The organism is Paenibacillus tundrae, from assembly GCF_036884255.1.
In the GTDB taxonomy this organism is placed as follows: Bacteria; Bacillota; Bacilli; order Paenibacillales; family Paenibacillaceae; genus Paenibacillus.
The window spans coordinates 4,347,991-4,362,653 of sequence record NZ_CP145605.1 but is presented as its reverse complement, the minus strand read 5'-3'; the positions used below and the strand labels follow the sequence as shown (position 1 = coordinate 4,362,653).

Below are 14,663 nucleotides of genomic sequence, written 5' to 3'. Positions count from 1 at the left end.
TATAATATCATACCGAAAAAAGCTTCGTCAACTGATCCAAAAACTTTATTTATTTCTCCTGTCTAATATAGTACAATGTTGAATAGTCCATAATACAGCGGTGAATAGGCTTTTGCCGCGGGGAAGCCGGAGAAAAGACCGGCCTTAAAGGTCGGGGGTCTGCTTTTTGGCAACGCTGCGCGCTGCGGCATTCCATCATTGGCACCAGTCTCCATGCGGCATTCATGCCGGCTCTCGATACCGGTGCATATCCGTATGCCCCGAACTTGGGGCTGTAATTGGTTGCAGGATATCGGTGGCCAGGCCGCCCAGACCGTTAAACCCGGCTGACATGTTGTATTATATGCCTATGCCGGACAAGGTATGGACGAAGAATAACGCAATAGCGTTAACGCATGAACAGACCAGATAACATCTTGGTGCAAGATGTTCGTGTATCAAGCTAGGAAGGGGAATTCTCACTTGAGTATACGTTCTTTAAATGGAACAGATTTCACCGCAATGGTACTTGCCGGAGCGGAACAACTTGGGCAGCATGCAGAGCACGTCAATTCCCTGAATGTGTTCCCTGTGCCAGATGGCGACACGGGAACGAACATGAATTTGACAATGAGTGCAGGAGTTGCTGAGATTAAACGCAAGAGCTCTGCCTCAATCGGAGAAGCTGCTGGTATTTTATCGAAAGGCCTGCTTATGGGTGCTCGCGGCAATTCCGGAGTTATTTTATCTCAATTGTTCCGAGGATTCAGCCGTTCCGCTGCGCCTTACGAGGAACTGAATACAATCCAATTTGCAGCAGCCCTCCAGAACGGTGTGGATGCAGCATACAAAGCAGTGGTAAAGCCTGTAGAAGGCACCATTCTGACCGTAGCTAAGGAAGCTGCTAAGCATGCCAACTATTACGCTAGACGGACGAATGATATTACTGAATTAATGAATGAAGTATTGTTAAAAGCAAAAGAAGCACTGGCGATGACTCCAGAATTGCTGCCTGTACTGAAACAGGTAGGGGTTGTGGATTCAGGTGGTCAGGGGCTTGTATATATTTACGAAGGTTTCATGGAAGTTTTATTGCAGCAAGATGGAGGAAGCCTGACGACTCTGCCAAAAGAAGTTCAACCTTCGGTATCGTCTTCCGCGCTCAAACCTGCTGCGAAGCCAGAAGTAACACCTGCTAAACCTGTACAACAGGTTATCGCGCCAGAGATGCCCTTATCGGCACAGGCTAGACTTGTTACGGAAGATATCGAATTCCTGTATGATATGGAATTTTTCATTAACCGTCAGCTTGGCGACAACGCAGGAGTCACATTCGATGAGGATGTTTTCCGGAAAGCGTTATCAGTGAACGGAGACTCCATTATCATTATTGCCGATGATGAAATCATCAAAGTGCATGTGCATTCCAAGACGCCTGGCGATGTATTAAACCTGGCTCTACGCTATGGTGAAATTACGCAGATTCACATTCTGAACATGCGTGAACAGCATAGAGACCTGCTTACGGCTGGCATGGATATCGCGCCTTCGCCTGAACTGTTCGCAGAGATTCCACCAGAAGTGTCGCGTAGTCACGAGGAAGCTGTACCACCTGCGGATGAGATGGCACCATATGGATTTATCGCTGTATCTTCAGGTGAAGGGATTGCTGAGATTTTCCGTAGCCTCGGTGTGGATGTCGTTCTGTCTGGTGGACAAACGATGAATCCGAGCACGGAGGATTTTGTGAAAGCGGTGCGTTCAATTGCAGCGGAACAAATTTTTATTTTGCCGAACAATTCTAATATCGTACTTGCTGCAGAGCAGGCACGTGAATTGCTGGAGGATGAACGCCGTATTACTGTCATTCCAAGTAAGACCATTCCACAAGGTATGGCGGCTGCATTTGCTTTCCAGGAAGATGAATCGGCTGAGGTGAATCGGGATCAGATGCTGGATGCTCTGGCACGGGTGCAATCTGGTCAAGTAACTCATGCGGTGAGAGATACTCAGTATGATGAGCTGGATATTAAAGAAGGTCATTATATTGGAATTCACAACTCCAAAATCGTGGCTACGGATGAAGACCTGTTGCAGGCCTGCCAAGGTTTGCTTGCACGCATGCTAGAGAGTGGGGACGAGGTTGTTACCCTGCTTGAAGGAGAAGAAGCGTCTTCTGAGGTTACAACTGCACTGGTTGCTTGGCTCGAAGAGCAGTATCCGGATGCTGAGGTAGAGGTACATGCTGGAGGACAGCCTGTTTACTATTATTTGTTCTCTGTAGAGTCTTAGTGTTCACCTAGCCAAGAAGGAGGGGATGTAGTGAGCCATAAGGTTGCGATTGTAACGGATAGTACAGCAGATATACCGGAAGAACTGATTCGCAAGTATGGGATTCATGTTGTGCCGTTGCGTGTATTGTTTGGTGAAGAAACGTATGCTGACGGAGTTGAACTGACCCCAGAGGAGTTTTATACGAAACTTGGAAAGGCTGCGACATTGCCAACGACGTCACAGCCTTCTCCAACCGAGTTCATGAACGTATATCAGTCACTGCTGGATGAGGATCCGGAACGTGCCATCGTATCCATTCACTTGTCGTCTGGCATGAGTGGCACGTATCAGTCTGCTCTGCTTGGCAAGTCTCTGTTAGAGCGTGAAGGTGACATTACGGTGCTGGACTCCAAGTCGGCATCTTATGGATATGGTTTGCTGGTGGTGCAGGCCGCTGAGCTTGCCTTACAGGGCAAATCAGCAGCCGACATTGCTAGTGCTGTAGAAGGCATGCACCGGACTCGTAAGCTGTTCTTCCTTGTGGATACGCTGGAGTATCTACAGAAAGGCGGTCGGATCGGCAAAGCGGCAGCGATTTTTGGAACGCTTTTGAATATTAAGCCAATTCTATCTATCGATGAAGAAGGCATTATTTATGCCGTTGAGAAGGTCAGAGGTCAAAAAAAGGCCATGGCTCGCATCATTGAGCTGTTTCAGCAGGATTTCGCGGGTAAACGCGTGAATGTGGCAATCGGCCACACCGCAGATCCCGGATCAGCCATTGCTTGTGCAGAGCAGTTACGTGGGCATTTTACACTGAATGAGGTAGTGTATACCAACATCGGCGCTGTCATCGGTAGCCATGTCGGTCCTGGTGTAATTGCGATCTTTATGTGGCCTGTTCCGGAATGAGGGATTAGACATGAAATGGGATGAAATATCCGTAAAACAAATCAACGGCGTGAGTGCTCTCAAAGAGGGAGAGCTTCACGCCTTTGGCATCTCTACTGTAAAAGATTTATTAGAATATTATCCGTTCAGATACGAGGATTATCGTCTGCGTTCTCTCAGTGAAGTGAAGGATGGAGACAAGATTACCATTCAGGGCAAAATTATGGGCATTCCTATGCTGCAGAGATACGGGAAGAAATCAAGGCTTACGTGTAAGGTGATGACAGAGGAATGGATGATTACAGCTACGTGGTTTAATCGACATTTCCTGAAAGACCAGCTAACACCTAACCGTGAGATTGTCATCACAGGCAAATGGGAACAAAAGCGCATGCAGATGACGGTATCCGATTCTGAATTTCCCGATAAAGGGGAAGGACGTACAGGTACACTTCAACCTGTATACTCAGTAACGGGTAAGCTCACACAAACGTGGATGCGCAAAACCATTCAGCAAGGACTCGTACAATATGGGGAGTTAATTCCTGAAATTTTGCCTCGAAGCTTATTAAATAAATACAGTCTCTTGCCTCGTAAACAAGCGATTGCTGGAATTCATCATCCACAGGATAACCAGGAAGGCCAGCGAGCCAGACAACGGATGGTGTATGAAGAGCTCTTCTTATTCCAACTTAAAATGCAGGCATATCGTGCTCTTAACCGAGATCGTATGGATGGGGTCGTGCATACGACGGATAATACGACCATTCGCGAATTTGTACGTAGTTTGCCGTTTGAGCTCACAGATGCACAGAAGAAGGTAGAGCTTGAAATTTTGCATGATATGCGCTCGCCGTATTCGATGAACCGTCTGCTTCAGGGAGATGTAGGGTCAGGCAAAACCGTCATTGCGGCGATTGCCCTCTACACCACGGTGCGGTCTGGGTTTCAGGGAGCTCTAATGGTGCCTACGGAGATTCTGGCAGAGCAGCATATGAGGTCATTGCAAAAGCTGTTCGAACCGTTTGGGGTGACCGTTGGACTGCTTACAGGTAGTGTGAACGGCCGCAAACGTAAAGATCTGATTGCTTCTTTGCAAATGGGCATGATTGATATCGTGGTAGGCACGCATGCTCTGATTCAGGAGGATGTATTCTTCCGTGATTTAGGACTCGTGGTAACCGATGAGCAGCACCGTTTCGGTGTGAATCAGCGCAGTGTTCTCCGCCGTAAGGGATATAACCCGGATGTGTTGACGATGACAGCTACGCCGATTCCTAGGACACTGGCGATTACGGCTTTTGGCGACATTGAAGTATCTACGATCTCAGAGCGACCTAAAGGGCGTATCCCGATCTCCACCTACTGGGTGAAGCATGACAAGATGGAGCGAGTGCTGGGCTTTATATCTCGAGAAGTGGATCAGGGGCGGCAAGCATATCTGATCTGTCCACTCATTGAAGAATCGGAGAAGCTGGACGTTCAGAATGCGATTGATCTGCATGTACAGATGCAGCAGAATTTTCCTCACTATCGTGTGGGTTTGCTTCATGGACGAATGACGGCGACGGAAAAAGAGGAAATGATGCGTGACTTTTACAGTAACGATATTCAGCTGCTCGTTTCGACGACGGTCATCGAGGTAGGGGTAGATGTACCTAATGCTACGCTTATGGTGATCATGGATGCGGATCGTTTCGGTCTGTCACAGCTTCACCAGCTTCGGGGCCGTGTTGGCCGTGGGGCTCATGCTTCCTACTGTGTACTCATTGCTGATCCGAAGTCAGAAGTTGGACAAGAACGCATGAAGGTCATGACGGAAACGGATGATGGCTTCGAGGTGTCTCGGCGCGATCTGGATTTGCGAGGTCCTGGTGATTTCTTCGGCACCAAGCAGAGCGGATTGCCCGAGTTTCGATTGGCAGATATGGTTGCTGACTTTGCAGTATTGGAGCAGGCCAGAGATGACGTCTCCAGTTTAATTACCGATGCAAACTTCTGGACATCCATCGACTACGCACCACTGCGTGAGTATTTACAGGGGCAACAAGTGTTCCAAGGCGACCTCATCGATTAACTTAGAGGTAGTTCAAAAAGTCCGCTTTTGATTACGATAGATGCCTAGCGGCATCATCAGCGTCGAAGCTGGGATTCAACCGAAATGTCCGTTGCTCACGTAGTTTTATCTACGCTCCGCTACTCCATTTCTAGCTTCATCCCATCTTCTTGGTACTGAAAACCGTACTTTTTGAACTTCGATTGTAAGAGGTAGTTCAAAAAGTCCGCTTTTGATTACGAAAGATGCCTGCGGCATCATCAGCGTCGAAGCTGGGACTCAGCCGAAATGTCCGTTGCTCACGTAGTTTTATCTACGCTCCGCTACTCCATTTCTAGCTTCATCCCATCTTCTTGGTACTGAAAACCGTACTTTTTGAACTTCGATTGTAAGAGGTAGTTCAAAAAGTCCGCCTTTGATTACGAAAGATGCCTGCGGCATCATCAGCGGCGAAGCTGGGACTCAGCCGAAATAAGTAGATGCTTACGAAGGTTGTTTCCTTCGGAAACAATGTAGTTGCTCACGTAGTCTTATCTACGCTCCGCTACTCCATTTCTAGCTTCGTCCCATCTTCTTGGTACTGAAAAAAAGGATTTTAGCAAATAGATGATAATTGCCGCTTTCCGTATTTCCTTGGGAAAAAGGTCAAGTGTACAAGCCCTCCTGTCATATGAATAAGAAGTGAGTTCATTATTCAGGAGGTGCTAAGTCCCTTGGGTTATCAACAATATGGAATTAGTCCGCAGTTAGTGGAGCGGATCAAAACAAAGATGAAAAATCCTGCTGTAAAAGAGCGCATCAAAAAACTGATCGATGGAGTAACCAAGTCGGATCTTCAGGATCGTGCAAAGGTGAGAAGACTTGTGAAGTCTTCAGCAGTCATTATGAATGAGAGCTTCTCGTCTGCTCAAGAGGAGCAATTTGTAGCTTTTGTTATCGCACAGAAGATTGACCCAAATAATACGTTCCATCTGATTAAGCTATGGGGAATGTTTAGATAGGTGTAACGTCTGATGTATAATGGAGATCTAACAATGATGTGTTAAAAAGGAGCTATCCCAAAAGTCATGATTATGACGGGATGGCTCCTTTGCTATTTGCTATTTACTATTTCAGTTGAATAGGAGTTTGCTTGGTAACGCAATCCATTTATCTGTACAAGGATTATGGCAATCCGTCTAATAAACAGATAGTAAAGGATCATGAATAAGTACATATGTATGTTAGGAAGCCGATGCATGCGCTTGGAATCTCACTTCTTGTTTTTGTTATGATGTTGGACATGTGGAGAACCAATAGGTATCAAAGATACAATTAGAATTAATATTAAAATTGCATTCGAAGGATTACCTATGGATTCTGAATTTTTGGGTAGGGCTTTGCTTTCCTGTAGGGGTAGCGGTAAACTGTTGCATACGAGCATGATGAGTGGGTTCTACACATAGGAGCTTTTGTACTAACATAGGTACGCTAATGTCTAATAGATATGGAGGAAGTTCGATTGTCTGAAATGTTTATTATGCTGCTTGGGTTGTTTGAACGGGCGGCATTGTTAATTATCTTTTTATTCTTTTTGTCCAGAGTACCCCGATTTCGGCAGATCCTGCAGAAGGGCAAATTAAGGTGGCAGGAATATGTGGCAGTTACACTACTGTTCTGTGCTTTTGCGATTTTCGGGACATATACGGGAATTAATGTAGAGGGTTCTCTTGTCAACGTACGAATCATCGCCGTGTTATCTGGTGGTATTTTGTTTGGAGCGCCAGTGGGGATTATTACAGGGATTGTATCCGGAGTGCACCGTTATTTGATTGATATGGACGGAGTAACGGCTATTCCTTGTCTCATTACAAGTATTATTGCAGGTCTCGTATCGGGTTATATTCACAAGTACACGCCGAAGTCCAAACGCTGGATTATCGGGATCGGCGCTGGCATGATCTGTGAAGCACTGACGATGTTACTTATTTTGTTGTATTCCTATCCAGACCCACTGGGGGCGGATATCGTATCTCAGATTGCACTACCAATGATTCTAGGTGAGATGAATATCGGGCTGATTGTGCTTCTCGTGCAGAGTGTTGAAGGGGAAAAAGAAATGATCGCAGCTCGCCAGGCGAAGCTCGCATTAGATATTGCCAACAAAACGCTGCCGTATTTCCGTTCTATTGACGAAGACTCTCTTCGTACAATCTGCCGAATTATTCAGGAGGACATCCAGGCAGATGCGGTGGCCATTACCGATACACGAAATGTACTCGCTTATGTGGGATTTGGTGAAGAACGGTATCATATCGGAAATGAGATTATTAGTGAGATGACGAAGAAAACGATCTCCAGTGGTGAGATTACTATTAGTAATGATGTGATTGATGAGAAAACGCCGGATATTCACTCCCTGCTTATTATTCCGCTAGAAGAGCGAGGCGAAGTGACTGGAGCACTAAAAATTTATTATCGAAAAGCGTACAAGATCACGTATCCTCTGCAGACCATGGCAGTAGGGCTATCTCAGATTATTTCTACACAGATGGAGGTATCCCGTGTTGAGGAGATTAAGGCTGCTGCGAACAAAGCAGAGCTTAGGGCTCTGCAAACGACCATCCATCCTCATTTTCTGTTTAATGCGTTAAATGCCATTGCCTCCTCCATTCGTACCAAGCCCGATCGAGCAAGGGAGTTAATTGTGAATTTGTCGGGATATATGCGCTATAATCTGGAGCTGTCAGACGAGCTGATCGATATTCATAAGGAATTGGAGCAGGTTCGTAATTATGTGGAAATTGAAAAGGCACGCTTCGGCAACAGGCTGCAAGTGATCTATGAGATTGATGAGGTGGCTGTGCATATTCCAAGTCTGGTGATTCAGCCACTTGTTGAAAATGCCATTATCCACGGTATCCTTAAAGTGAAAGGACCGGGAACAGTGCGCATTCGAGTACAGGATTGTCCTAATTTTGTGCGGGTGGGTGTCAGCGATACAGGATCAGGTATCCATCCAGACATTATTGAACAGGTGTACCATGACCGGATGCCTGGGAATCAGATCGGATTATATAACGTACACCGGCGCGTGAAGCTTATTTATGGACAAGGCTTAACCATTACCCGGCTGGAACAAGGAACAGATATTTTATTTGATGTGCCCAAAGGAGATGCATAACAAGGTGATTGGTCGATGAGAGCCCTTATTGTTGAAGATGAGATCCTCGCGAGTGAGGAGTTGAATTATTTAATTCAGGAGCATAGCCAGATTGAGGTCGTTGCTTGTCTTGAAGATGGACTGGATGTGCTGAAGTTTCTGCAAGAGCAGGAAGTTGACGTTATTTTTCTGGATATTAACATACCTTCGTTAGACGGCATGACGCTGGCGCATCATATTGGGAAGTTTGCCCGTAAGCCCTACATCGTATTTACGACAGCGTACAAGGAACATGCAGTGGAGGCATTTGAGCTGGAAGCGTTGGATTATATATTGAAGCCTTATGACGAGAAACGGATTGCAGCCATGCTGAACAAGCTGGAATCCACATTCCGCCGGGATCAGGAGCAGGGGGAGCATGAACGTGGTATGGGCGAAGGATCAGTTCAGCATACGACTTCTACACATGACGGCTCGTCGGTATTAAGCTCGGTATCTGGAACGCAACAGGTGAGGGAAGCGAACAGCCATGATGTGAGGCGGATTAACCTGTTACGGAACGACAACATCATTGTGACGGATACTACGGATATTTATTATGCGGAAGCACAGGAAAAGGTAACGAAGGTATACACGAAAAATGGTGAATTTACGATGCCCGTCAGTATTACGGATTTCCATGGACGTTTACCACAGGAAACTTTCTTCCGCTGCCACCGTTCGTATGTGGTTAATCTGGCTCAAATCCGTGAAATTGTGCCTTGGTTTAACAATACTTATCTGTTACGCCTACGTGATCTGGAGGCAGAAGTGCCTGTAAGTCGTGGGAAGGTAAAAGAGTTCAGGCAGCTCATGCGCATTTAGAGGCATTTCATTCCCGCCCTGATGCAACTCATGCCAAAATCGGTGTAATGAATCCCCTTTCATGTATGATTAGCTTGTGAACGCATTCAAGCATTTGACATCGGCAAAGGGGAGATTACGATGAAAGCAATCATTTCATCAGCAACTAATATGGCATCAACGACTGAATCTACATCCATTAATCGCTGGCTTATCGTACTGGGCACCATTATTGTACAGATGGGTCTAGGTACAATTTACACATGGAGCTTGTTCAACCAACCGCTCTCCGATCGATTCGGATGGGACGTGAGCTCTGTAGCGATCACTTTTTCAATAACGAGTTTTGCATTAGCATTTGCTACATTGTTTGCAGGACGTTTGCAGGAACGATGGGGACTTCAGCGCTTGATTCGTATTGCAGGAATCCTGCTTGGGCTCGGACTTGTTCTTAGTTCTCAAGTTACTTCGTTAACGCTGCTCTATCTTCTGGCTGGATTTGTGGTTGGATTCGCAGACGGTACTGCTTATATCACTTCGTTGTCTAATCTAATTAAGTGGTTTCCCGAGCGCAAAGGTCTGATCTCAGGTATTTCGGTCGGAGCCTTTGGTACAGGCAGTCTTCTGTTCAAATATGTGAATTCTGCACTCATTAGTTCGGTAGGCCCGGCTCAGGCATTTATGTATTGGGGAATCATCGTACTCGTTCTAATCGTGGCAGGCTCGTTCTTGATCCGTGAAGCGGTGGTTCGTAATCAAGCTGCAGCGGGTCAAAAAGAAGGAGACCAGCCCTCGAATGTACGCCAGGATTATACGGTCAAAGAAATGCTGCGTACAAAAGAAGCCTACATGCTGTTTGTTATTTTCTTCACGGCATGTATGAGTGGTCTATACCTTATCGGGATCGTGAAAGACATTGGTGTTCAGCTCGCGGGTTTAAACGCAGCCACGGCTGCTAACGCGGTTGCTATGGTCGCCATATTTAACACGGCTGGTCGCATCATCCTAGGTGCATTGTCGGATAAAGTAGGACGGATGAAGGTTATCGCTGGAGCATTGCTGGTTACAGCGATAGCCGTGATGACGCTGAGTCTGGTTCCGCTAAGTTTTGGAGTGTTCTTCGCCTGTGTGGCAGCCATTGCTTTTTGTTTTGGTGGGAATATCACGGTATTTCCAGCCATTGTGGCAGACTATTTCGGATTGAAAAACCAGAGCAAAAACTATGGTGTCATTTATCAAGGGTTTGGTTTTGGGGCACTTGCCGGATCATTTATCAGCGCATTGCTGGGCGGGTTCCATCTTACCTTTATCGTGATTGCCGTTCTCTGTACGATCTCATTGTTACTTGCATGTATTATCACACCTCCGGGGCAACAACGTCGTACACGTCAGCGGGAAGGAAAGCTGAATCTGCATCCTTCATCCCGGGCAAGCTAATACGGAACGGACATATATATTAGAATCTGTAATGAACTGGGCGACCTCTAAGAGGTCGCTTTTTTTTGAAGTTAATTGAAAGTCTACGTTTTTAGCGGACATGAATCATTTGATTATCGTAAGAAAAATCCCAATCTACACTGGTCTATCTTCTGTGAAAGTACGTCGATCGACGTTCTTCTTATACGGTTCTGTGAGGGAAAAGAACGGAGGGGGGCGAATCGGTGATGTGGGGGATGTGCATTGCATACTTTGCTTCTGGTATACTCTAGGGGAAATCAAAAGGGCAAGCCCTGATGTTCATTCAGAGGAGGTACGAATATAATGAATTTTATGAAATACACAGAGCCTGATTTTGCAGATTATTATGCGCTTGTCTCCAATAGTGAAGTGATGAAACAGATTACCGAACGTGCATTTCCTGAACAGGAAGCAAAAGAGGAATTCGGAAGCATGCTGGATTACAACCTCAACAATGATACCGGATTCTATCGGGTCTCCAGCAAGGAGGGGAACGGCATCGCTTACGCTAAACTAATTCCAGATGAGGCCAACCCAGATCGGGCGGAGATCGGATATATGATATTGCCTCAACATTGGGGACAAGGTCATGGGACTTCCATTGCCGCTCGGTTAATTATAAAGGCACAGGCAGCAGGAATTAGCGAGCTCTACGCTGTGATTGATCCAACGAATGCAGCCTCACGTCAAATTCTGCTCAGACAGAACTTTGTTTCCACTTGGGTGGGCGATTATGACGGGTTACCAGGGGAGATTCTGGAACTGAGCTTGCGAGCGAAACGCTAAAATGATGTTAACGTATGGTAAAGGATTACCCACTCCGGGTAATCCTTTCTAATACCGTATGATCATAATTAGAGAGATGGAGGAGATGGAGATGAGCAATTCTACGATGGATCAATTGAACTCCCTACTGCCCGAATGGTTGGAAACGAGTCGTTTGCATACAGGGCAAGGTAAGGTAGCTTCCTATATTCCGGAGCTGGTCAAAGCTTCGCAGGATGAGCTTGGCATACATATCATGGACGCTGAGGGTAACCATGTATCAGCCGGCGATTGTGGTGTACCTTTTACGATGCAGAGTATTTCTAAAGTGTTCACCTTAATTCTCGCTTTGATGGATCATGGAGAAGAAGCTGTATTCTTTAATGTAGGAAAAGAACCAACAGGCGACGATTATGACTCCATGATTAAGCTGGAATTAGTTGATCCAGGAATCCCATTTAATCCGTTAATCAATGCTGGTGCAATCACGGTGTCCTCTCTAATTGCAGGAGATTGCAAGGAAGAGAAGTCCCGACGTATCCTAGAGTTTTTCCGTAAGCTCGCAAACAATGAACAATTAAACTACAACGAGGCAGTATTTCAGTCTGAGTCAGAGAGCGGTCATCTAAACCGGTCACTTGGATATTTCCTCAAGCACAACGGGGTGCTGAAGGATGATGTTGAAGATGTACTCGCCGTGTATTTCCGTCATTGCTCCATTGAGGTAACCTGTTCGGATCTCGCACGTATGGCTTTGGTGCTTGCGTACAACGGGACAGACCCAGTCACCGGAGAAGAGTTAATTCCGCGTCGTTATGTACAGATTGCCAAAACATTTATGACCACCTGCGGAATGTACAATGCATCCGGTGAATTTGCTATTCAGGTTGGACTGCCTGCGAAGAGCGGTGTATCTGGTGGGATTTTGACACTAGTACCCGGTCAATTCGGTATAGGACTGGTGGGGCCAGCTTTAAATCGCAAAGGAAATAGTATTGCCGGGGTGCATCTGCTTGAGCGTCTCTCTAAGGAGTTCGACTGGAGCTTCTTCTAAAAGAGGTTGTTCAAAACCGATCTTTTTGAACACGCATGAAGAAAGCGAAATATACCCTTAAGATGATCTTTTGAATCACTTCTGGTTCCTTTTGCTCCTTTAGTACGAGAGAGCTGCCTTCTATATCGTTATTCTTGATATATGAAGTGAGTCCAATTCGTGTAGGAAAGCAGTCCTGTCCCCGTGAATTGAACTGCAACTATCTCCGAAAATCCGCAAATCTGACTTCACGAGCCAATAGTTCCTATTGACGATATAGACGTTAGTATGTGGGCGATGTATTACTCACCGGCTAGGGTGACGTCTGTGATTAGATTCATCTGAATGTCCCGAGTCCCGTTATTCGTAAGTAGTTTAAGGGTGCGGGCGGGACGGTTCATTCGCAGCACCTGCCCGGTGATACGAATATCGTCATATTCGTCGAACAGAGTAATGGTGATGGCATCTCCTAACACCATCGAATCGCTGAGTAACCGAGACATTTCCTCTGCTGCCTGAGCATCCAGAGAAGGACGAGTGCGTGGAGCCAGATGCTCTTGATGAAGAATATAAGCTTCTCGGTGTTCAGGGAGCATCATGCGAGAAGATTCAAAGATTCCGTTTTGCTGTAATTTTTTACTCATTTATAATGACCTCCAATTTTATGAGAACGATCCTGTGCCTGGGCGGATGAGCATAAGGAAGAGGCTCGCATAATCGCGGTGTCTCCGAACTTACGTTTGATATCATCTGTGGCACGTTCCAGTTCTCTTTTTCGTTCACGATCGTCGAACCAGGATAGCTGTATGTCGGAATCAGCGACAAGCCCAGTTAAGGATACGCTGATTCGGCGGATGGGTAATCCGTCCCAATGGCGTAAGAAGAGGGCTGCCGCAGCATCGTATACCTCATCCGTAATGTTCGTAGGTTCATTCACCTTCATTTGGCGCGAAAAGCCAGTAGGACGATCATAATCCTGTCCACGACATCCGACAGATACAACGTCCCCCATCAGTGATTTATCCCGTGCGCGCCGGCTAACAAGTTCGGCTAACTCAAGCAAAACAACCTTGATGTCCTCCCAGGATTCATAGTCACGAGGTAACGTCATCTGATGCCCAATCCCCTTTTGCTGGTGGGCATATGTTCCCGGCTTCACTGGAGAATCGTCTATACCACGAGCGATTCGCCACAATACCTCGCCGTTTACGCCCCAACGATCTCGAAGTCGGGAGAGTGGAGTCTGAGCCAGCTGACCAATGGTATGAATACCCATCTTATAGAGATGGTTCGCCATACGAGAACCAACCATAAACATATCTCTGACTGGCATCTGCCATAATGTTGTCTGTACATCCTTACGGGGAAGGGTGTAGATGCCTCCGGGGACTTTTTTGGCGTATAGGTCACAAGCCATTTTGCTTACGACCTTTGTGTCGCTAATACCAATGCGGATGTATACGCCGGTCTCCTCCATGACTCTGGATTGAATGCTCTTAGCGATCTCTTCCGGACTGCCGAACAGATCGAGACTTCCGGTGACATCTAGAAACTGTTCATCAATGCTGTAAGGTTCAACGAGATCGGTGTACGTCTGTAGAATGCTCGTAATGTGCAGGGAGACCCGAATATACTCCGCCATTCTTGGGCGAATGACGACAACGTCCGGACATTTCGCTAAGGCTTCGCCTAGTCGCTCAGCAGTAGTAATGCCATAAGATTTGGCCAAAGGGCAGGCAGCCAGAATAATGCCCGAACGTCGTGCGGGATCTCCGGCTACAACGAGTGGACGGTCCCTGTATTCAGGGTGTGCAGATTTCTCTACGCTGGCATAGAACGACTGGCAATCGGCTAGCATAATGACACGTGTGGCTTTGCGGGGCATAACAAGTCTCTCCTTTGACTTCTCAATCCATAGGTTTGAATCAAAATAGGTTCATTTCGGTGATTGTTTTACAGTTTATTTACAGTATGGAACATGTGTTCTTGTTTTATAAGCATATCTGACAATTTAAAATGCGGCAAGCGGAATTATTTTGCAAATTGGACACAATTACTACATTGCTTGCTGAAGAGCAGATTGTAGGAAATAAGACGTGGATTTTTACATTTAATGTTAGAGATCTGTGACCTCTGGGTGATGACCCCTGGTTCATTCACGGATTTGTAAAAGGGATATAAATGGGCACAGTCCTACAGTGCAGGACTGATGTCCTTTTTTG

11 protein-coding genes are annotated in these 14,663 nt (G+C 46.3%); 9 read left to right on the top strand and 2 right to left on the bottom strand.

Annotated features, from left to right (window positions below; all coding sequences use genetic code 11):
• Window positions 1–462: 462 nt before the first annotated feature.
• From V6W81_RS19550 to glsA, 9 genes are all read left to right on the top strand, one after another.
• The gene (locus tag V6W81_RS19550; protein WP_338540116.1) at window positions 463–2,271 is read left to right on the top strand and encodes a DAK2 domain-containing protein; all 1,809 of its coding nucleotides are present in this window, start codon (window positions 463–465) and stop codon (window positions 2,269–2,271) included.
• A 30-nt stretch (window positions 2,272–2,301) separates the two neighbouring features.
• Window positions 2,302–3,165, top strand: a complete 864-nt coding sequence (locus V6W81_RS19545) for a DegV family protein (protein ID WP_251381284.1) — start codon at window positions 2,302–2,304, stop codon at window positions 3,163–3,165.
• 10 nt (window positions 3,166–3,175) lie between these two features.
• On the top strand, window positions 3,176–5,221 hold the full coding sequence (gene recG, locus V6W81_RS19540; RefSeq protein WP_338540115.1) for an ATP-dependent DNA helicase RecG: 2,046 nt from the start codon (window positions 3,176–3,178) through the stop codon (window positions 5,219–5,221).
• A 692-nt stretch (window positions 5,222–5,913) separates the two neighbouring features.
• A complete protein-coding gene (locus V6W81_RS19535; protein WP_056696392.1) occupies window positions 5,914–6,201 on the top strand; it encodes a stage VI sporulation protein F in 288 nt (95 codons plus the stop codon).
• 518 nt (window positions 6,202–6,719) lie between these two features.
• Entirely contained in the window at window positions 6,720–8,363 is a 1,644-nt protein-coding gene (locus tag V6W81_RS19530) for a sensor histidine kinase (protein ID WP_338544031.1), read from the top strand.
• Window positions 8,364–8,378: 15 nt separating this feature from the next.
• Window positions 8,379–9,206 carry a LytR/AlgR family response regulator transcription factor gene (locus V6W81_RS19525; protein ID WP_338540114.1) on the top strand — a complete coding sequence of 276 codons (828 nt, stop codon included), beginning with the start codon at window positions 8,379–8,381 and terminating at the stop codon, window positions 9,204–9,206.
• 120 nt (window positions 9,207–9,326) lie between these two features.
• Window positions 9,327–10,622, top strand: coding sequence for an L-lactate MFS transporter (locus tag V6W81_RS19520; RefSeq protein ID WP_338540113.1), 1,296 nt, complete (start codon window positions 9,327–9,329; stop codon window positions 10,620–10,622).
• Window positions 10,623–10,946: 324 nt separating this feature from the next.
• Complete coding sequence (locus tag V6W81_RS19515) at window positions 10,947–11,429, top strand: GNAT family N-acetyltransferase (protein ID WP_338540112.1); 483 nt, start codon at window positions 10,947–10,949, stop codon at window positions 11,427–11,429.
• Window positions 11,430–11,520: 91 nt separating this feature from the next.
• A complete protein-coding gene (gene glsA, locus V6W81_RS19510; RefSeq protein ID WP_338540111.1) occupies window positions 11,521–12,462 on the top strand; it encodes a glutaminase A in 942 nt (313 codons plus the stop codon).
• Between the two features lie 281 nt (window positions 12,463–12,743).
• Here the strand turns inward: glsA and V6W81_RS19505 are convergent, their stop codons facing one another.
• The gene (locus V6W81_RS19505) at window positions 12,744–13,085 is read right to left on the bottom strand and encodes a YolD-like family protein (protein ID WP_145045419.1); all 342 of its coding nucleotides are present in this window, start codon (window positions 13,083–13,085) and stop codon (window positions 12,744–12,746) included.
• Window positions 13,082–14,326 (bottom strand): DNA polymerase IV, encoded by a 1,245-nt coding sequence (locus V6W81_RS19500; protein ID WP_145045417.1) that lies wholly within the window; start codon window positions 14,324–14,326, stop codon window positions 13,082–13,084. The genes V6W81_RS19505 and V6W81_RS19500 overlap by 4 nt, the downstream gene beginning before the upstream one ends.
• Window positions 14,327–14,663 lie beyond the last annotated feature (337 nt).